This window comes from Streptomyces sp. SolWspMP-5a-2, from assembly GCF_900091845.1.
In the GTDB taxonomy this organism is placed as follows: Bacteria; Actinomycetota; Actinomycetes; order Streptomycetales; family Streptomycetaceae; genus Streptomyces; species Streptomyces doudnae.
Genome location: NZ_FMCI01000043.1, coordinates 1 through 18,414, shown reverse-complemented (window position 1 = coordinate 18,414; position 18,414 = coordinate 1). Strand labels below are relative to the sequence as shown.

At 73.6% G+C, this 18,414-nt stretch carries 15 protein-coding genes; 5 read left to right on the top strand and 10 right to left on the bottom strand.

The window, feature by feature from the left end; translation table 11 throughout:
• The coding region (locus GA0115242_RS03080) for a GTP-binding protein (protein WP_093824211.1) at nucleotides 1-877 on the top strand (877 nt) is incomplete at its 5' end.
• Between the two features lie 27 nt (nucleotides 878-904).
• Here GA0115242_RS03080 and GA0115242_RS03075 read toward each other — a convergent pair.
• Together GA0115242_RS03075 and GA0115242_RS03070 are read right to left on the bottom strand one after the other, a co-directional pair.
• Nucleotides 905-3,205, bottom strand: a complete 2,301-nt coding sequence (locus tag GA0115242_RS03075; RefSeq protein ID WP_093824209.1) for a bifunctional salicylyl-CoA 5-hydroxylase/oxidoreductase — start codon at nucleotides 3,203-3,205, stop codon at nucleotides 905-907.
• Nucleotides 3,190-4,017: an enoyl-CoA hydratase family protein gene (locus tag GA0115242_RS03070; RefSeq protein WP_093824207.1), complete on the bottom strand. Its 828-nt coding sequence runs from the start codon at nucleotides 4,015-4,017 to the stop codon at nucleotides 3,190-3,192. The genes GA0115242_RS03075 and GA0115242_RS03070 overlap by 16 nt, the downstream gene beginning before the upstream one ends.
• 480 nt (nucleotides 4,018-4,497) lie before the next feature.
• Here GA0115242_RS03070 and GA0115242_RS03065 point away from each other — a divergent pair, with 480 nt between their 5' ends.
• On the top strand, nucleotides 4,498-4,947 hold the full coding sequence (locus tag GA0115242_RS03065; RefSeq protein ID WP_093824205.1) for an ATP-binding protein: 450 nt from the start codon (nucleotides 4,498-4,500) through the stop codon (nucleotides 4,945-4,947).
• 55 nt (nucleotides 4,948-5,002) lie between these two features.
• Here GA0115242_RS03065 and argF read toward each other — a convergent pair whose 3' ends face one another.
• Both argF and GA0115242_RS03055 read right to left on the bottom strand, forming a co-directional pair.
• A complete protein-coding gene (gene argF, locus GA0115242_RS03060) occupies nucleotides 5,003-6,010 on the bottom strand; it encodes an ornithine carbamoyltransferase (protein ID WP_093824202.1) in 1,008 nt (335 codons plus the stop codon).
• 288 nt (nucleotides 6,011-6,298) lie between these two features.
• A complete protein-coding gene (locus GA0115242_RS03055) occupies nucleotides 6,299-7,522 on the bottom strand; it encodes an arginine deiminase (RefSeq protein ID WP_093824200.1) in 1,224 nt (407 codons plus the stop codon).
• Between the two features lie 162 nt (nucleotides 7,523-7,684).
• Here GA0115242_RS03055 and GA0115242_RS03050 point away from each other — a divergent pair, with 162 nt between their 5' ends.
• Entirely contained in the window at nucleotides 7,685-8,854 is a 1,170-nt protein-coding gene (locus tag GA0115242_RS03050; protein WP_093824198.1) for an SPFH domain-containing protein, read from the top strand.
• A complete protein-coding gene (locus GA0115242_RS03045; RefSeq protein WP_093824196.1) occupies nucleotides 8,851-9,744 on the top strand; it encodes an NAD(+)/NADH kinase in 894 nt (297 codons plus the stop codon). The genes GA0115242_RS03050 and GA0115242_RS03045 overlap by 4 nt, the downstream gene beginning before the upstream one ends.
• A gap of 338 nt (nucleotides 9,745-10,082) precedes the next feature.
• Here the strand turns inward: GA0115242_RS03045 and GA0115242_RS03040 are convergent, their stop codons facing one another.
• The 6 genes from GA0115242_RS03040 to GA0115242_RS03015 form a co-directional block, all read right to left on the bottom strand.
• A complete protein-coding gene (locus tag GA0115242_RS03040; RefSeq protein WP_093824194.1) occupies nucleotides 10,083-12,629 on the bottom strand; it encodes a polynucleotide kinase-phosphatase in 2,547 nt (848 codons plus the stop codon).
• Entirely contained in the window at nucleotides 12,626-14,089 is a 1,464-nt protein-coding gene (locus tag GA0115242_RS03035) for a 3' terminal RNA ribose 2'-O-methyltransferase Hen1 (protein WP_161352978.1), read from the bottom strand. Before GA0115242_RS03035 ends, GA0115242_RS03040 begins: the two co-directional genes overlap by 4 nt.
• Before the next feature lie 171 nt (nucleotides 14,090-14,260).
• A complete protein-coding gene (locus GA0115242_RS03030; RefSeq protein WP_093824190.1) occupies nucleotides 14,261-15,184 on the bottom strand; it encodes an LLM class F420-dependent oxidoreductase in 924 nt (307 codons plus the stop codon).
• Between the two features lie 202 nt (nucleotides 15,185-15,386).
• Nucleotides 15,387-15,857 (bottom strand): DUF6099 family protein, encoded by a 471-nt coding sequence (locus GA0115242_RS03025; RefSeq protein WP_093824188.1) that lies wholly within the window; start codon nucleotides 15,855-15,857, stop codon nucleotides 15,387-15,389.
• 231 nt (nucleotides 15,858-16,088) lie between these two features.
• On the bottom strand, nucleotides 16,089-16,439 hold the full coding sequence (locus tag GA0115242_RS03020) for a nucleotide pyrophosphohydrolase (protein ID WP_093824186.1): 351 nt from the start codon (nucleotides 16,437-16,439) through the stop codon (nucleotides 16,089-16,091).
• A gap of 36 nt (nucleotides 16,440-16,475) precedes the next feature.
• Entirely contained in the window at nucleotides 16,476-16,865 is a 390-nt protein-coding gene (locus tag GA0115242_RS03015; RefSeq protein ID WP_093824184.1) for a cell division protein SepF, read from the bottom strand.
• 295 nt (nucleotides 16,866-17,160) lie between these two features.
• Here GA0115242_RS03015 and GA0115242_RS03010 point away from each other — a divergent pair.
• A partial coding sequence (locus GA0115242_RS03010; protein ID WP_093824182.1) for a hypothetical protein occupies nucleotides 17,161-18,414 on the top strand: 1,254 nt, incomplete at its 3' end.

The following is an 18,414-nucleotide window of genomic DNA, read 5'->3' as shown; positions in this document are numbered from 1 at the left end:
CCTCGCGATCGTCCTGGTCGACGCGCGCCACGGGGTCGTCGAGCAGACGCTCCGGCACGCCGCCGTGGCCGCGCTGCTGCGGGTGCCGCACGTGGTCCTCGCCGTCAACAAGATGGACCTGGTCGGGTACGGGCAGCGGGAGTTCGACCGGATCGTCGCGGACTTCGCCGAGCGGGCGGGCGGGCCCCGGCCGCCGCGGTTCACGCCGGTCCCGGTGTCGGCGCTGCTCGGCGACAACGTCGTGGAGCGGTCGGCGCACATGGACTGGTACCGGGGGCCCACCCTGCTGGACCTGCTGGAGACCGTGCCGGTCGGTGCCGGGGCCGCCGACGCGCCCGTCCGGTTCCCGGTGCAGTACGTCATCCGGCACGGTGACTCCCGGTACTACGCGGGTCAGTTGGCGTCGGGCACGCTGCGGGTCGGCGACCGGGTCACGGTCCATCCGTCCGGGACGACCTCCGAGATCACCGCCATCGACGCGCTCGGCACCCCGGTCGCGGCGGCACACGCCCCGCAGTCGGTCAGTGTGCGGCTCGCGGACCAACGGGACGTGGCGCGCGGCGACATGCTCACCTCCGGGGTGGACGTCCCGGCGCTGACCCAGGAGGTCAGGGGGGCCGTCTGCCATCTGACGGACCGTCCGCTGCGGGTGGGCGACCGGGTGCTGGTGCGGCACACCACCAGGACCGTCAAGGGCATCGTCCAGGACCTGGGCGGGGCGGCCGAGTTGACCGCGAACGACCTGGGGCGGATCGCGCTGCGCACCTCGCGGCCGCTGGCCCTGGACGCGTACGCGGTCTCCCGGTGCACCGGCGCCTTCCTGCTGATCGACCCGGCGGACGGGGCGACGCTCACCGCGGGCATGGTCGACCTCTGATCCAGGCGCCCGGTGTCGTGGGCGCCGTCATGTCCCCAGCGTCAGGCGGGGCTTGGGGGCGTCCGTGCGGCCGGTGCGGGGCGGACGCCGTCCGGCGAGGTACGGGTCGGGCCAGTGCACGCCGGGGCCCTCGTAGCCCTGTTCGGCCGCCGCGTGCAGCGTCCAGTGCGGGTCGTAGAGGTGCGGGCGGGCCAGCGCGCACAGGTCCGTCCGCCCGGCCAGGATCAGGGAGTTGACGTCGTCCCAGGACGAGATCGCGCCGACCGCGATCACCGGGACGCGGGCCTCGTGCCGTATCCGCTCGGCGAACGGCGTCTGGTAGGAGCGGCCGAACTCGGGGCGTTCGCCGGAGACCACCTGCCCGGTCGACACGTCGACGGCGTCGGCGCCGTGGGCCGTGAAGGCGCGGGCGATCTCGACGGCGTCCTCGGCGGTGGTGCCGCCCTCGGCCCAGTCGGTCGCGGAGATACGGACCGTCATGGGCCGCTCCTCGGGCCAGACGGCCCGCACCGCGTCGAAGACCTCCAGCGGGAAGCGGAGTCTGGCGGTGAGGGAGCCGCCGTAGGCGTCGGTGCGGTGGTTGGTCAGCGGGGAGAGGAACCCGGAGAGCAGATAGCCGTGCGCGCAGTGCAGTTCGAGCAGGTCGAACCCGGCGCGGGCGGCCCGGCGGGCGGCGGCGACGAACGTGTGCCGCAGGTCGGTGAGTTGGGCGCGGCCGAGCTGGCGCGGGAGCTGGCTGTCCGGGCGGTGGCGCAGCGAGGAGGCGGCCACCAGGGGCCAGTTGCCGTGCGGCAGGGGCTCGTCGATGCCCTCCCACATCAGCTTGGTGGAGCCCTTGCGGCCCGAGTGGCCCAGTTGGACGCCGATGGCGGTGCCGGGCGCGCTGGAGTGCACGAAGTCGGTGATCCGCCGCCAGGCGTCGGCCTGGGGCCCGGTGTAGAGGCCCGCGCAGCCCGGGGTGATGCGGCCCTCGGGGCTGACGCACACCATCTCGGTCATCACCAGGCCCGCCCCGCCCAGCGCGCGGGCGCCGAGGTGGACGAGGTGGAAGTCGCCGGGGACCCCGTCGACGGCGGAGTACATGTCCATCGGGGAGACGACGACCCGGTTGCGCAGGGTCAGACCGCGCAGCCGGAACGGGGTGAACATCGGGGGCGTGCCGGGCGGGCAGCCGAACTCGCGCTCCACGGCGCCGGTGAAGCGGGCGTCGCGCAGCCGCAGGTTGTCGTGGGTGACGCGGCGGCTGCGGGTGAGGAGGTCGAAGGCGAACTGGCGCGGTGGCCTGTCGACATGGAGCGCGAGGTCCTCGAACCACTCCAGGCTGGCGCGGGCGGCGCGCTGGGTGGAGGCGACGACCGGCCGCCGTTCCTCCTCGTAGGCGGCCAGCGCCTCGTCCAGGGTGGGGTGTTCGCGCAGCGCGGCGGCGAGCGCGAGGGCGTCCTCGACGGCGAGTTTGGTGCCGGAGCCGATGGAGAAGTGGGCGGTGTGGGCGGCGTCGCCGAGCAGGACGGTGTTCCCGTGCGACCAGCGCTCGTTGACGACCGTCCGGAAGACGTTCCACGCCGACCTGTTGGAGCGCAGCGGACGGCCGCCGAGCGCGCGGGCGAAGAGGGCGGCGCAGCGGGCGGCGGAGTCCTTCTCGCTCGCCCGGTCGAGTCCGGCGGCCCGCCAGACCTCCTCGCGCATCTCGACGATGACGGTGGAGGCGTCGGGGGCGTAGGGGTAGCCGTGCAGTTGCATGATGCCGTGCGCGGTCTCGGCGATCTCGAAGCGGAAGGCGTCGAAGGCGAAGTCGGCGGCGAGCCAGATGTAGCGGCAGCGGTGGGCGGTGATCCGGGGGCGGAACACCGCCGCGTACCGGTCGCGGGTGGCGCTGTGGACGCCGTCGGCGGCGATCACCAGGTCGTGGGCGGCGGCGAGTTCGTCCGGGGGCGGTGCCTCGGTGTCGGCGCGGAGGTCGACGCCGAGGTCGTGGCAGCGTTCGTGCAGGAGGCGCAGCAGGCGTCTGCGGCCCAGGGCGGCGAAGCCGTGTCCGGTGGAGGTCTGACGGGTGCCGCGGTGGACGATGTCGATGTCGTCCCAGCGGACGAAGTGGCGGCGCAGGGCGGCGTGGACCGCCGGGTCCGCGTGCTCGATGCCGCCGAGGGTCTCGTCGGAGAGGACCACGCCGAAGCCGAACGTGTCGTCGGGGTCGGTGCGTTCCCAGACGGTGATCTCGCGGGCCGGGTCCAGGCGTTTGAGCAGCACGGCCGCGTAGAGGCCGCCGGGACCGCCGCCGACGACCGCCACCCGCGGAGTGTGTCCCGGCGAGGTCACCGGCCCTGCCACTTCGGCGGGCGCTTCTGCGTGAACGCGGCGTGGAACTCGGCGTAGTCGCGCCCGGTCATCAGCAACGCCTGGGTGGCCGCGTCGAGTTCGATCGCGGCGGAGAGCGGCATGTCCAACTCGGAGGTGAGCAGGGCCTTGGTCTGGGCGAGGGCGAGGGCCGGGCCCTGGGCGAGGCGCAGGGCCAGCGCGTGGGCCGCCGCGTCGGCGCCGCTCTCGTCGGTGAGTTCGCTGATCAGGCCGATGCGTTCGGCCTCGGGCGCGCGGACCTGCTCGCCCAGCATCAGCAGCCGGGTGGCGTGGCCGAGGCCGACCACCCGGGGCAGCAGGTACGCGGCGCCCATGTCGCCGCCGGAGAGGCCCACCCGGGTGAACAGGAACGCGAAGCGAGCGCTGGGGTCGGCGATCCGGAAGTCGGCGGCGAGCGCCAGGACCGCGCCCGCTCCGGCGGCGACCCCGTGGACGGCGGCGATGACCGGGAACGGGCACTCCCGCACCGCCCGCACCACCTGTCCCGTCATCCGGTTGAAGTCGAGGAGCTGGGCGGTGTCCATGTCGAGGGTGGCGCCGATGATCTCGTCGACGTCGCCGCCCGAGCAGAAGCCGCGCCCCTCCCCGGCGAGGACCAGGGCGCGCACGGAGCGTTCTCTGGAGAGTTCGGCGAGCAGGTCGCGCAGGTCGGCGTAGGCGCCGAGGGTCAGCGCGTTGAGGCGTTCCGGGCGGGCCAGGGTGACGGTGGCCACCCCGTCGGCGTGCTCGACGCGCAGGTGGCGCCAGGGGGAGGTGGGGGCGGCGGAGCCGGTGAAGGGACTCATGACGTGCGGCCTCCTCGGGGAGTGCCAACGCGGCCCGACGGGCCGGCTGCCTCGCGAAGCTATCACCGGTTCGTGACCGTCGTCACGAGTGCGCGATAGAGGCGATCGGGCGGGGCGCGGCCTTTCGGACACCGGCACGCGCAGAGAGCGGAGAGGGCGCGCGGGGATGCGCGAGGCGCTGGTCCGCGGGGCGGGACGGTGGCCGTCGGCGGCGTCGCAGGTCACCGCGGTGATCACCGGTTGCCGGACGGATCGCGGCCCTCCGAACCGGACCCGCGCCCCTCGCACGTGATCGCCGCTCGTCGGCCGGGTCACGGGTCGTCGACGGGGGCGTAACAGCGGGAGCGGGTGCGGGAGGCAAGCCGTTGCTACGGGTATGCCGCCCTGCGACAGGGCCGAAGGTCCTGTGCGGCGCCCGCCGGACGGCCCTGCCGGACGGCGCCGTACCCTACATAAGGTTGAAAGCAGGACAGCCTGCTCATGAACGGACTCGCTGTGCACGAACTCCCCGCCGCCTCCGCCTCCTGGCGCATCGCGCTGCCGCACTCCGCCGCGGCCGTGCCGGTGGCCCGTGCCCTGGTGCGCACGGCGCTGGCCGAGCTGGAGCACGGCGCCGACAGCGACACCGCCGAGCTGCTGACCGCCGAGCTGGTCGCCAACGCCGTGGAGCACACCGTCGGGGACAGCCCGATAGAGCTGGTCGTGGAGCTGCTGCCGTCCGGCTGCCGGGTCGAGGTGCACGACCCGGACCCGGCGCCGCCCGGCGATCTGACCGTGCCGGTGGGCAGGGAGCCCGACCCGTGGCAGGAGCACGGGCGGGGGCTGCTGCTGATCCGCGCGCTCAGCTCGTCCTGCGGGCACCGGCCGACGGAGTCCGGCAAGGCGGTCTGGTTCAGGCTGCCGACGACCGCGCCCCGGCCCGCCCGGTAGCACCGCCGGGCCGACGGCGGCCAGGACCGGCCCGGCGGCCTCCCCGGTGCGCGGGTCAGGCGAGGGTCGCGACGAGGACGGCCTTGATGGTGTGCATCCGGTTCTCCGCCTCGTCGAAGACGACCGAGTACGCCGACTCGAACACCTCGTCGGTCACCTCCAGGGAGGTGAGGCCGTGCCGCTCGTGGATCTCCTGCCCCACCGTGGTGCCGAGGTCGTGGAAGGCCGGCAGGCAGTGCAGGAACTTCACGTCCGGGTTACCGGTGGCGCCGAGGACGTCCATGGTCACGGCGTACGGCGAGAGCGCGGCGATCCGCTCGTCCCAGACGTCCTTCGGCTCGCCCATGGAGACCCAGACGTCGGTGGCGACGAAGTCGGCGCCCCGGACGCCGTCCGCGACGGACTCGGTGAGGGTGATGCGGGCGCCGCTCTCCACCGCCAGCGCACGGGCCCGGTCGACGATCTCCCGCGCGGGCCAGTACGCCTCCGGGGCGACGATCCGCACGTCCATGCCCAGCAGCGCGCCGGTGATCAGGTACGAGTTGCCCATGTTGAAGCGGGCGTCGCCGAGGTAGGCGAAGGCGATGCCGGTGAGGGGCTTGGCGGAGTGCTCGGTCATGGTGAGCACGTCGGCCAGCATCTGGGTGGGGTGCCAGTCGTCGGTGAGGCCGTTGTAGACGGGCACGCCCGCGTGCGCGGCCAGCTCCTCGACCTTGGCCTGGCTGTCGCCCCGGTACTCGATGCCGTCGTACATCCGGCCCAGGACCCGGGCGGTGTCCTTCACGGACTCCTTGTGGCCGATCTGCGACCCGGCCGGGTCGAGGTAGGTGGTGGAGGCGCCCTGGTCGGCCGCGGCGACCTCGAACGCGCAGCGGGTGCGGGTCGAGGTCTTCTCGAAGATCAGCGCGATGTTCTTCCCGGTCAGCCGGCGCGTCTCGGTCCCGGCCCGCTTCGCGGCCTTCAGCTCGGCGGCCAGCTCGATCAGGCCGCGCAGCTCCGGCCCGGTGAAGTCGAGCTCCTTGAGGAAGTGGCGCCCGGCGAGGGCGGTCGGGGCAGTCGCCATGGGGGCGCTCCAGAGATGCGGTGACGAGGACGAATGGAAGTCTATACGACCACTTACATTTCTATACGGTCGGGTGTTCGACGTCGAGCACCCCGGCGCCCTCGCGCGCATCACGGTCCCGGGTGATCACGCGACTCCCCTACGCCTCACGGACCCCGGACGCCACACCCGCCCCTCGCCCACCAGACCCCGGGCACGCCGCAGACACCTCGCCCGTCCGATCCCGGACGCCCCACGGGCCCCTCGCCCGCCAGGCACCCCACCCCGCCTCTCGCCCCCGCCCCTCCCCTACACCGGGTCCCGTTGCACCGGGCAGCTCATGCAGCGCGGGCCGCCGCGGCCCCTGCCGAGTTCGCTGCCCGGGATCTCGATGACTTCGATGCCCTGCTTGCGCAGGTGCGTGTTGGTGGTCGCGTTGCGCTCGTAGGCGACCACCACACCCGGCTCGACGGCGAGCACGTTGCAGCCGTCGTCCCACTGCTCCCGTTCGGCCGCGTGCACGTCCTGGGTGGCGGTGAGGACCCGGATCTCGTCCAGGCCGAGGGCGGCGGCGATCGCGCGGTGCATGTGCTCCGGCGGATGGTCGGTGACCTTCAACTCCTTCTCGCCGACGCCGGGTTCGATGGTGTAGGAGCGGAGCATGCCGAGGCCGGCGTACTGGGTGAAGGTGTCGCCGTCGACCATCGTCATCACGGTGTCGAGATGCATGAAGGCGCGTCTCTTCGGCATGTCCAGGGCGACGATGGTCCGCGCGGAGCCCGCCGCGAACAGCTTGTGCGCGAGCATCTCGACAGCCTGCGGCGTGGTCCGCTCGCTCATGCCGATGAGGACGGCGCCGTCGCCGATGACCAGGACGTCGCCGCCCTCGATGGTGGACGGGTAGTCGGCCTGGCCCTCCGACCAGAGCTGGAAGGTCTCGGCGCGGAAGAGGGGGTGGTGCCGGTAGATCGCCTCGAAGTGCACGGTCTCGCGCTGCCGGGCGGGCCAGCGCATCGCGTTGATGGAGACGCCGTCGTAGATCCAGGCGGAGGTGTCGCGGGTGAAGAGGTGGTTGGGCAGCGGGTCGAGGAGGAAGTCGTCGAGGTCCATGACGTGGAAGCGCACGGAGGTCGGTTCGGGGTGGCCGGCCAGGAACTCCCGCTTGGTCATGCCGCCGACCAGCACCTCGGCGAGGTCGGCCGCGGGCAGGTTCTCGAAGGCGGCGCGGAGGTGGTCGGTGGCGAGGACGCCGTACTCCTTCTCGTCGAAGACCCGGTCGAGGACGAGGGTGCGGGCCGCCGGGATCGCCAGGGCCTCGGTGAGCAGGTCGCCGAAGAGGTGGACGGTGACCCCCCGGTCGCGCAGGACGTCCGCGAAGCCGTCGTGCTCGGCGCGCGCCCGGCGCACCCAGAGCAGGTCGTCGAAGAGGAGGGCGTCCTTGTTGCTGGGGGTGAGCCTTTTGAGCTCTAGGTCGGGCCGGTGGAGGATGACGCGGCGCAGCCGCCCGGCCTCGGAGTCGACGTGGAATCCCATGACTCCATCCTGACCACCGCCGACCGCGTTCACCCACCTGTCGACCGTTTGTGCGCCCCCTTGTGTCCCTCCTCTCGAATTCCTGTTCTCGTCCTCTTGACGATTAACGGGCGGCCGCATTATCGTCTTGGTGACGAGAAAAAGGGGAGGGGTCGCATCCACATGGCCGACATCACCCGGCGCCTTGGCTGGCGCCACCTGCGCGGCGCTCCGACCGCGCACATCCGCCACCACCGCGCGGGCCAGCTCGTGCACGACGGGCCAGGACTGAGCTTCTGGTTCCGCTCGCTGACCGCCGCGCTCTCCGAAGTACCGGTGGACGACCGCGAGTTGGCGATGACCTTCCACGCCCGCACGTCCGACTTCCAGGACGTCGCGGTCCAGGCCACGGTCACCTACCGGATCAGCGACCCGGCACTCGCCGCCGCCCGCCTCGACTTCTCCGTCGACCCGGACACCGGGGTGTGGCGGGGCGCCCCGCTGGAGCAGCTCGGCACCCTGCTGACCGAGACGGCCCAGCAGCACGCCCTGGACGTCCTCGCCCGGACGACACTGTCGGCCGCACTGGTCGACGGGGTGGCCGCCGTGCGCGAGCGGGTCGCGGCCGGTCTCGCGGCCGAGCCCCGGCTGCCCGCCACGGGCATCGAGGTGGTGGCCGTGCGGGTGGTGGCGCTGCGCCCCGAGCCCGAGGTGGAGCGGGCGCTGCGGACCCCCGCGCGGGAGCAGATCCAGCAGGAGGCCGACCGGGCGACCTACGAACGGCGCGCGGTGGCCGTCGAGCGGGAGCGCGCGATCGCCGAGAACGAACTCGCCAGCCAGATCGAACTGGCCCGCCGCGAGGAGCAGTTGGTCGACCAGCGCGGTACCAACGCACGGCGCGAGGCGGAGGAGAGGGCGGCGGCGGACGCGGTGCAGGCCGACGCGGAGGCGGCCAGGACGGTGCGGCTCGCGGAGGCGGAGGCGGCCCGTTCGGTGAAGCTCGCCGAGGCCGAGGCGGACAACCAGGTCCGGCTGGCCGAGGCGGAGGCGCGGCGCTCGCAGCGGCTGACGGAGGCGGAGGCCGCGCGGTCGGTCAAGCTCGCCGAGGCCGAGGCCGTCCGCGTGACGCGGCTGGCCCGCGCGGAGGCGGAGGCCGCCCGGGAGACCGGCGAGGCACGGGCGCAGGCGCAGGCCGCCTGGCTGCGGGCGCACGCGGACGTCGACGTGACGATCCTGCACGCGCTCACCGGGACCCGGCTCGCGGAGAACCTGCCGCACATCGAGAACCTCACGGTCTCGCCCGACGTGCTGACCGGGCTGCTGGCCAAGCTGGGCGGCGGGGAGCGGGAATGAGCCTGGCGCCCCGGGTGGTCCTCGTCCACCGGACCACGGAGTACGAGGAGTTGGTGGCCCACCACGGCACCCACGGGCAGGCCGCCTTCTTCCTCTCCTCCCGGGGCCGGGACATCGCCGAGGTCGCCGAGCGCCACCACCGCACCCGGCGGGCGCTGGCCGAGGTGACCTCGGCGATTCCGCTGACGTGGCGTCAGAGCCGGGTGGAGCGGGCCGATCTGGACCGTTTCCTGTTCGCCCCGGAGGACGTGGTCGTGGTCGTCGGGCAGGACGGTCTGGTGGCGAACGTCGCCAAGTACCTCGCCGGGCAGCCGGTGCTGGGCATCGACACCGACCCGGGCCGCAATCCGGGCGTGCTGGTCAGGCACCGTCCAACGGACGCGGCGGCGCTGCTGCCCGCCGCGTTCACCAGCGCGGTCGACGAACTGACCATGGTGGAGGCGGTGGCCGACGACACGCAGCGGCTGCTCGCCCTCAACGAGATCTACCTGGGCGCGGCCGGACACCAGACGGCCAGGTACCGCCTGGGCCTCGACGGCGACGGGGGTGTCGCCGAGGCCCAGGCCTCGTCCGGGGTGCTGGTGGGCACCGGCACGGGAGCCTCCGGCTGGATCCGCTCGGTCTGGCAGGAGCGCGGGGGCGGGCTGCCGCTGCCCGGCCGCGACGAGGCCAGGCTGCTCTGGTTCGTCCGCGAGGCGTGGCCGTCCCCGGCGACCGGCACCTCCCGGGTGGCCGGTCAGCTCGGCGCGACGGGCCGCCTCCGCGTCACCGTCGAGTCCGAGCGGCTGATCGCCTTCGGCGACGGCATGGAGACGGACGCCCTGGAGCTGACCTGGGGACAGACGATCCAGGTCGGCGTGGCGGGGACCAACCTGCGCCTGGTGGGCTGAGGGGGCGTGCGACGGGGGCGCCGTCCCTGCTTGGCCGGGGGCGACCGGTGCCCGTCGGGTCCCGCGCGCCCCTCCTGGCCGGGGGCGGGCGGTGTCCGCCGGGTCCCGCGCCCGGGAGAGGAGCGGAGGCCGCGCGCCCCCCGGCCGAAGGCGACGCGTGGACCCGGGCTCCGCGGCCGGGGGCGACCGGTGGGCCACGGCCGCTCGAAGCCGACGAGGACGTCCCTCCGTCCGAGGACACCCGGAGGCGAGGGCGGCCCACGCACCTCGGCCGCCCGGGACCGAGAACCGAACCCGGCCTCAACTCCCCTGCCGAGGGCGGCCGATGCGGCACGTGCCTAGAGCCGCGGGTCGACCGGTTCCGACTCCAGGGCCAGGACGCCGAAGACCGCCTCGTGCACCCGCCACAACGGCTCGCCGTCCGCGAGACGGTCCAGGGCTTCGAGACCCAGGGCGTACTCGCGGGTCGCCAGGGACCGCTTGTGGTTGAGGAACCGCCCCCGCAGCCGGGTGAGGTTCTCCGGGCGGGTGTACTCGGGACCGTAGACGATCCGCAGGTACTCCCGGCCCCGGCACTTGACGCCGGGCTGGACCAGGCGGCCCTGCCCGTCCCGCACCAGCGCGTCCAGCGGCTTGACGACCATGCCCTCGCCGCCCCTGCCGGTCATCTCCAGCCACCAGTCGACGCCCGCCCGCACCGACTCCGGGTCGCCGGTGTCGACGTACAGGCGGCGGGTGGTGCGCAGCAGTCCGGTGCCGTCGTGCTCCACCATCCGGTCCAGCAGGGCGAGTTGCGTGTCGTGCGGGAGCGCGGCGAGGCTGCGTCCGCGGGCGGCGAGGAGCTGGAACGGCGCCAGGTGGACGCCGTCCAGGCCGTCCGTGGGCCAGCAGTAGCGGCGGTAGGCGTCGGTGAACAGTGCGGCGTCCGCGGCCCGTTCACGCTGCCGGTCGTGCAGGGACGCCACGTCGACGCCCCGGGCGGCGGCGCCTTCGAGGGCGGCGAGCACACCGGGGAAGACCGCGCCGGAGGCGGCGCCCACGGCCGCGTACTGGCCGCGCAGCAGGCCCGACGCCTTGAGCGACCACGGCATCAGCTCACCGTCGAGGAGCAGCCAGTCGGTGTCGAGTTCGTCCCAGAGCCCGGCCGCGCCGATCGCCGTCCGCAGCCGCCCGAGGATCTCCTCGGTGACGGACGCGTCGTCGAGGAACGGGCGGCCGGTGCGGGTGTACAGGGAGCCGGTGGGGCCGTCGACGCCGAAGCGCGCGCGGGCCGCGTCCGCGTCCCGGCAGACCAGCGCGACGGCCCGCGACCCCATGTGCTTCTCCTCGCACACGACGCGTCCGACGCCGTCCCGCGCGTACTGCTCGAACGCCTCCACCGGGTGCTCCAGGTAGCCGTCCTGGCGGCTGGTGGGGGTGGGCGCCATGGTCGGCGGGAGGTACGGCAGCAGCCGCGGGTCGACGGCGAAGCGGCTCATCACTTCGAGGGCGGCCGCCGCGTTCTCCTCCCGGACGGCGACCATGCCCTGGTGCCTGGTCTCCACGGCCCGGCGTCCGCGCACGTCCGCGAGGTCGAGCGGGCGTCCGTCGTGGCCCCCGGGCGCGTCGGAGCGCAGCGGTCTGACGGGCTCGTACCAGACCTTCTCGGCGGGGACGTCGACCAGTTCGCGTTCCGGCCAGCGCAGCGCGGTCAGCTTGCCGCCGAAGACGGCGCCGGTGTCGAGGCAGACGGTGTTGTTGAGCCAGGTCGCCTCCGGGACCGGGGTGTGGCCGTAGACCACGGCGGCGCGGCCCCGGTACTCCTCGGCCCACGGGTAGCGCACCGGCAGGCCGAACTCGTCGGTCTCGCCGGTGGTCTCGCCGTAGAGGGCGTGCGAGCGGACCCGGCCGGAGGTGCGGCCGTGGTACTTCTCGGGCAGCCCGGCGTGGCAGACGACCAGCCGCCCGCCGTCCAGCACGTAGTGGCTGATGAGGCCGTCGATGAACTCCCGTACCTCGGCGCGGAACGCGTCGCTCTCGCCCTCCATCTGCGCGATGGTCTCGGCGAGTCCGTGGGTGGGGCGGACCGTGCGGCCCTTGAGGTGGCGGCCGTACTTGTTCTCGTGGTTGCCGGAGACGCACAGGGCGGCGCCCGACCGCACCATGCCCATCACCCGGCGCAGCACGCCGGGGCTGTCCGGGCCGCGGTCGACGAGGTCGCCGACGAAGACGGCCGTCCGGCCCGCCGGGTGGACGCCGTCGACGTACCCCAACGCGGAGAGCAGGGACTCCAGTTCGGCCGCGCAGCCGTGGACGTCGCCGATGATGTCGAACGGGCCGGTGAGGTGGGTCAGGTCGTTGTACCGCTTCTCGGTGACGACGGTGGCCTGTTCCACCTCCTCCACGCCGCGCAGCACGTGCACCTTGCGGAAGCCCTCGCGTTCCAAGTGGCGGAGGGAGCGGCGGAGTTCGCGGATGTGCCGCTGGACGACGCGGCGCGGCAGGTCGGCCCGGTCGGCGCGGGTCGCGTTGCGGGCGACGCACACCTCCTCGGGCACGTCGAGCACGACGGCGACGGGCAGCACGTCGTGCCGCCGGGCGAGGTCGATCAACTGCCTGCGGGAGTCGGACTGGACGCTGGTGGCGTCGACGACGGTGCGGCGCCCGGCGGCGAGCCGCTTGCCCGCGATGTAGTGGAGGACGTCGAAGGCGTCCTTGGTGGCGCTCTGGTCGTTCTCGTCGTCGGCGACCAGGCCGCGGCAGAAGTCGGAGGAGATCACCTCGGTCGGCTCGAAGTGCTTGCGGGCGAAGGTCGACTTGCCGGACCCGGAGGCGCCGACGAGGACGACGAGGGAGAGGTCGGTGACGGGCAGGGTGCGCGCCCGCGGTGCGCGGTTCTCGGTCATGCCGCCTCCTTCTCGACGGTGGCCTTCAGGGTGAACACGGCCATCTGGGTGGGCGGGCCCACCTCGGGGTCGTCGGGTCCCACCCCGGTGAACGCGACGGTGTAGCCGTGCCGTTCGGCGACGGCGGCGGCCCAGGCGCCGAACTCGGCGCGGGTCCACTCGAACCGGTGGTCGCCGTGCCGGACATGCCCGGCCGGGAGGGACTCCCAGCGGACGTTGTACTCGACGTTCGGGGTCGTCACCAGGACGGTCCCGGGGCGGGCGGCGCCGAACACCGCGTACTCCAGGGCGGGCAGCCGGGGCAGGTCGAGGTGTTCGATCACCTCGCTGAGGACGGCTGCGTCGTAGCCCTTGAGCCGGGTGTCGGTGTAGGCGAGGGAGCCCTGGAGGAGGGTCACGCGGGACGCCTGCCGCTCCCCCAGCCGGTCCAGCTTGAGCCGCCTGCCCGCGATGGTGAGGGCGCGCATCGACACGTCGACGCCGACGATCTCGGTGAACCGGGCGTCCTTGAGGAGCGTCTGCACCAACTGGCCCTGGCCGCAGCCCAGATCGAGGACGCGGGTGGCGCCGCTGCCGCGCAGGGCGGCCAGGATCGCGTCCCTGCGCTGCTGGGCGAGCGGGGTCGGCCGCTCCTGGGTCTCGGTCTCCTCGGCGACCGCGTTGTCGATCTCGGTGACGTCGCTGTCGTCGCTCTCCGCGAGCCTGACCAGTTCGAGGCGCTCCCTCGCCTGCCGGGTCAGCGTCCAGCGGCGGGCCAGGTAGCGGCTGGTGATGAGGTCCTGCTCGGGGTGGCCGGGCAGCCAGCCCTCGCCTGCCCGCAGCAGCTTGTCCACCTCGTCGGGGGCGACCCAGTAGTGCTTGGCGTCGTCGAGGACCGGCAGCAGGACGTAGAGGTGGCGCAGCGCCTCGGCGAGGGTGCGCAGCTCCGACTCCAGGACGAGCCGCACATAGCGGGAGTCGCCCCACTGGGGGAACTCGGCGTCCAGCGGCACGGGTTCGGCGGTGACCGTCCAGCCGAGCGGTTCGAAGAGGCGCCGGACCAGACCGGGGCCGCCGCGCGCGGGCAGCGCGGGGATCTCGACGCGCAGCGGCAGCGGCCGCGCCGCCCGTTCGGGGCGGGACGCGCAGACGCCGCGCATGGCGGTGGAGAAGACGGCGCTGAGGGCGACCGCGAGCAGCGAGGAGGCCGCGTAGGGGCGGTCGTTGACGTACTGGGCGAGTGCCGCGTCGGGGGCGCCGCCGCGGCCCTTGCCCTTGCCGCGCCTGACCAGCGCCACCGCGTCGACCTCCAGCAGCAGGGCCGCCGTGCAGCGCGCGGTGTCGGCCTCGGGGTAGAGGACGTGCGCGGTGCCGTAGGAGGTGGAGAACGCCTGCGCCCGGTCGGGATGCTTGTGGAGCAGGTGTCCCAGATCGGTGGCGGGGCGTTCGGACGTGCCGGTGGTGGTGAGGGTCAGGAACATGCGGAGGGCCTCTCCGACGGGCGGACGGGGGAACGGCGGTGGGACGGTCGGCGCGCGCGAAAGCCCCCGGGGCGCTGGTCCCCGGGGGCTCGGCAGCACGACGGTGTCACCCTCGCACGCGCGGCCTGACCGGCGCCCTCGTTTATCGGGGCGCCCGCGCGCGGCGCGCCGTCACGTCAGTTGCGACTGCACCTCGGCGGAGATCAGCTCCAGGTGGTCCAGATCGTCCAGGTCGAGGATCTGGAGGTAGAGGCGGCTAGCGCCGGTCTCGGCGTAGCGGCCGATCTTGTCGACGACCTCGGCCGGGGACCCGGCGAGTCCGTTGGCCTTCAGCTCGTCGGCCTCGCGGCCGATGGCGGCGGCGCGGCGGGCGAGTTCCCGGTCGTCCTTGCCGACGCAGGCGACGAGGGCGGCGGAGTAGACGAGGTCGTCGGCGGCGCGTCCGGCCTGCTCGGCGGCGGCGCGGACCCGGCCGAACTGGCGGGCGCTGTCCTCGACGGAGGCGAAGGGGATGTTGAACTCGTCGGCGTACCGGGCCGCGAGGCGCGGGGTGCGGGTCGCGCCGTGGCCGCCGATCAGGACCGGGATCTTCGCCTGGGCGGGCTTGGGCAGCGCGGGCGAGTCGGTGAGGTCGTAGTACGCGCCGTGGAAGTCGAAGGTCTCGCCGGTCCTGGTCGCCCACAGGCCGGTGACGATGTCGAGCTGCTCCTCCAGGCGGCCGAACTTCTCCTTCGGGAAGGGGATGCCGTACGCGGTGTGCTCCTGCTCGAACCAGCCTGCGCCGAGGCCGAGTTCGACCCGGCCGCCGGACATCTGGTCGACCTGGGCGACCTGGATGGCGAGGACGCCGGGGAGCCGGAAGGTGCCGGCGGTCATCAGGGTGCCGAGGCGGACGCGGCTGGTCTCGCGGGCCAGTCCGGCGAGGGTGATCCAGGCGTCGGTGGGACCCGGGAGGCCGTCCCCGTCGCCCATGGACAGGTAGTGGTCGGAGCGGAAGAAAGCGTCGAACCCGAGGTCCTCGGTGGCCTTCGCCACGGTCAGAAGGGTTTCGTAGGTGGCCCCCTGCTGGGGCTCGGTGAAGATGCGAAGATCCATGCGCCCATCCTGCCCGGTCGGCTGCTCGCGGGCCGCACCGGTGCCGCCCGGCGGGTCTCCGTCCCGTCCCACGGCAGGTCTCCGTCCCACGCCACGGCAGGTCTCCGTCCCGCGGCGCGCTCGGCCCGGGGCGGGCCGGAAGGCCGCCGCAGCCTGCTCCCCGTCCCGCGGCCGTTCGGCCCGGGGCGGGCGGGCGGCCGTGTCAGCCTGCCTCCCGTTCCGGCAGGAGCGACTCCCGGTCGGCGAGCTTGCGCAGCATCTCCCTGACCCGGTCCCTCGACTCGTCCGCCGCGTCGATGGCCTCCATGCACTGCCAGTAGGTGCCCTCGTCGTCCACCGAGCAGGCGAGGCCGACCAGGGCGATGCCCACCTCGCCGAGGAGGCCGCCGAGGTGGCGCAGGGTCCGGCCCGCGTCGCCCAGCTCGGTCAACTGGGCCGCGCGCAGCTCCTCCAGGGTGAGGTCGGGCGCCTCCAGGACTCCGCAGCCCCGGCCCGCCAGCTCCGTCAACCCCAGTGCCTCGCCCCGCAGTTCGGGTGGACCCGTCACCGCGAGGCGGCTGCCTATCGCCTGTGCCAGGGCCTGTGCCTGCCACACCTCCGTCAGAATGTCCGGCGTGCCGCCGGTCCCCGCCAGAGCACGTCTGCTCTTCACGATGAGCCGCACCGCGTCCATGCGCTGTCCCTGCCCGTCCGTCTGTGACGCGCTCCGCGCGCGCCCGTCCCGAACACCGCTGTTCACTACCCAGAGTGAGGGTTGACGGGGAAGAACGCCAGAGTAAGACCGAAATCTGTGGACAACGAATCGGTGTCAGGCCCGATTTCGACTACGCAGAGTGAAAACGGAGGAGACAACTCTTCTCGACTTCCTTCACCGGGGGCCGACACCCCCTCCGCCGGGGCCGGTTCAGGGCGCGGGGAAGCGGTGCTCGTTGCGGTCGATCTTGGCGTCGAGGGCCGCCAGCGCGTCGACGCCGAGCACCTCGCACAACTGGAGCAGGTAGGCGAGGACGTCGGCGACCTCGTCACGGACCCGGTGCGCGGTGTCCGGGTCGTCCATCACCCGCGCCGACTGCTCCGGGGTCAACCACTGGAAGATCTCGACGAGTTCGGACGCCTCCACACTGAGCGCGGCGACGAGGTTCTTGGGGGTGTGGAACTGCTGCCAGTCTCGGGCGGCGGCGAAACGGGCCAGCCTGCGCTGGAGTCCCGCCACGTCGAGGGGCGCGCCCTGGGGGCCGGGGAGAGGTTCGGTCACGGTTCCAGGTGTACCACCGCCGCTCCCCGCCCCCGGTCACAGGCCCGTCGGCTCCACGCCCCCCATCCGGTCCGTGACCTGGGTCCCGGACGGCGTCAGGAGGAACACGTTGCGGTCCACCCGGTGCATCCCGCTCGCCAGGCCGAAGACGACGCCGGTGCTGAAGTCCAGCACCCGCTTGGCGGTGTCGCCCTCCGCGCCGCTGAGGTCGAGCAGCACGGGGATCCCCGCCATCAGGGTCTCGGCGACCTCGCGGGCGTCCGCGAAGACGTTGACCCGCAGGACGACGAACCGCCGCCGGACCTCCGTCTCGTCGTCCGGCATCGTCCGGTGGCCCACCGCGGACGGCCAGGCGTCCCGGCCCCGCAACGGCACGACCTGGGCGAGCCCTTCCCACTGTTCATCGGTGACGTCGTGGCTGTTCACCGGCTCCCCCCGACCTGACTCGCACTCGTTTCCTGCACCAGTCAATTCTTACGCCAAGTCACCCGTTCGGCCCAACAACGACACGGTGCGACCGTCGACATCAGCCCTATCGCCCGCAGTTCGACCAGAACCGTGCGACTTCGACCGCTTTCTTGCGGATCGAGGCTTCTTACTCGCCTCACACCGGACTCTTCACCTCCCCGGACGCCGCCCTCACCGGGCCCGACTACGGTCCTGTGTCGTGCACTTGGCAGAAACGCAGCTGGTGACACCCGGTCGGCGGACACAGTCGGCGGTGTCCGCCGCGCCGGAACCCCCCGCGCAGTGGCACCGGGTCATCACCCTCCTCGCCGACGTCAGCCTCTTCATCGGCACCCGCTCGGTGTGGACGCAGGCGGCCGGACACCGTCTCCTCGTCGCCGCCGTCATCTCCGTCTGCTACGCGTCCATCCTGGTCTGCGGGGTGCTGGCCCTGGTGGTCCGCCGGTCCCGCTCGCTGGCCCGGGTGGACCTCGCCGTGCTGGTCACCGCCGTCGCCCTCGCGCTGTGCGCCTGGGTGATGAACCACGCCGGTTCCGACGAGGCCCTGCTCACCACCCAGGCCGCCAGGGAACTCGTCGCGGGCCACGCCGTCTACGGGCAGCCGTGGCCCTGGCTGTTCCGGCCCGGCGTCGCCCTCACCCCGACCGTCACCGGCGGCTACGACTTCACCTACGGCTATCCGCCGCTCGCCCCGCTGCTCACCGCGCCGCTGCTGTGGATCGGCCACGGTGGTGCCCCCGCGACGGCGCTGAGCACCGGCGCGCTGATCACCGGCACCGCCGTGCTGTGGCGGATGCTGCCGGTGCCGTGGCGGTCGGCGGCCACCATGGTCTGCCTCGGCTTCGGCCTCCTGCCCACCTACGGCCGTCTCGGCTACCCGGCGCTGACCGGCCTCGCGCTGCTCGTCCCGGTCGTGGTGGGCTGGCCGGGGACCGGGCGGGGCGGTCGCCTCGGCCCGGCCGGACTGGCCCGCGCCGCCTGCCTGGGGGCCGCGTGCGCCGCGCAGCAACTGCCGTGGTTCCTGGCGCCCTTCCTGCTCGCCGGGATCTACGCGGTGCGCAGGGGCGAACTGGGCGGCCGGGCCGCGGCGTCGGTGGTCCTGCGGGTCGCCGGGACCGCCGCCACCGTCTGGCTGCTGATCAACACGTACTTCCTGGTGAGCGAGGAGGGCGCCTGGCTGCGCGGGATCGCGCTGCCGCTGACCCAGGGCGCGGTGCTGCACGGCCAGGGGCTGGTGGGCGTCTCGCTCTACCTCACCGGCGGCAGCGACCGGCTGGACTGGTACGGGCACGCGAGCCTGCTGCTGGCGGCCGGACTGCTCGCGCTGCTGGTGCTGTTCATGCGCCGTCTCGGCCCGGCCGCGACCGTCCTGCCGTGGTGCGCGTTCTTCCTCGCGACCCGCTCGCAGGACGGCTACTACCTGATGATGACGCCACTGTGGCTGGCGGCCGCGGTGACCGCGCCGCCCGCCGCCTTCGCGGGCGCCTGGCAGCCGCGCCCCCGGCCG

Excerpts from the sequence above, each read along its gene's own strand:
- GA0115242_RS03070 (WP_093824207.1), bottom strand. The coding sequence starts at position 4,017 with ATGAGTCCCTTCACCGGCTCCGCCGCCCCCACCTCCCCCTGGCGCCAC.
- GA0115242_RS03065 (WP_093824205.1), top strand. The coding sequence starts at position 4,498 with ATGAACGGACTCGCTGTGCACGAACTCCCCGCCGCCTCCGCCTCCTGG.
- argF (WP_093824202.1), bottom strand. The coding sequence starts at position 6,010 with ATGGCGACTGCCCCGACCGCCCTCGCCGGGCGCCACTTCCTCAAGGAG.
- GA0115242_RS03055 (WP_093824200.1), bottom strand. The coding sequence starts at position 7,522 with ATGGGATTCCACGTCGACTCCGAGGCCGGGCGGCTGCGCCGCGTCATC.
- GA0115242_RS03050 (WP_093824198.1), top strand. The coding sequence starts at position 7,685 with ATGGCCGACATCACCCGGCGCCTTGGCTGGCGCCACCTGCGCGGCGCT.
- GA0115242_RS03045 (WP_093824196.1), top strand. The coding sequence starts at position 8,851 with ATGAGCCTGGCGCCCCGGGTGGTCCTCGTCCACCGGACCACGGAGTAC.
- GA0115242_RS03040 (WP_093824194.1), bottom strand. The coding sequence starts at position 12,629 with ATGACCGAGAACCGCGCACCGCGGGCGCGCACCCTGCCCGTCACCGAC.
- GA0115242_RS03035 (WP_161352978.1), bottom strand. The coding sequence starts at position 14,089 with ATGTTCCTGACCCTCACCACCACCGGCACGTCCGAACGCCCCGCCACC.
- GA0115242_RS03030 (WP_093824190.1), bottom strand. The coding sequence starts at position 15,184 with ATGGATCTTCGCATCTTCACCGAGCCCCAGCAGGGGGCCACCTACGAA.
- GA0115242_RS03025 (WP_093824188.1), bottom strand. The coding sequence starts at position 15,857 with ATGGACGCGGTGCGGCTCATCGTGAAGAGCAGACGTGCTCTGGCGGGG.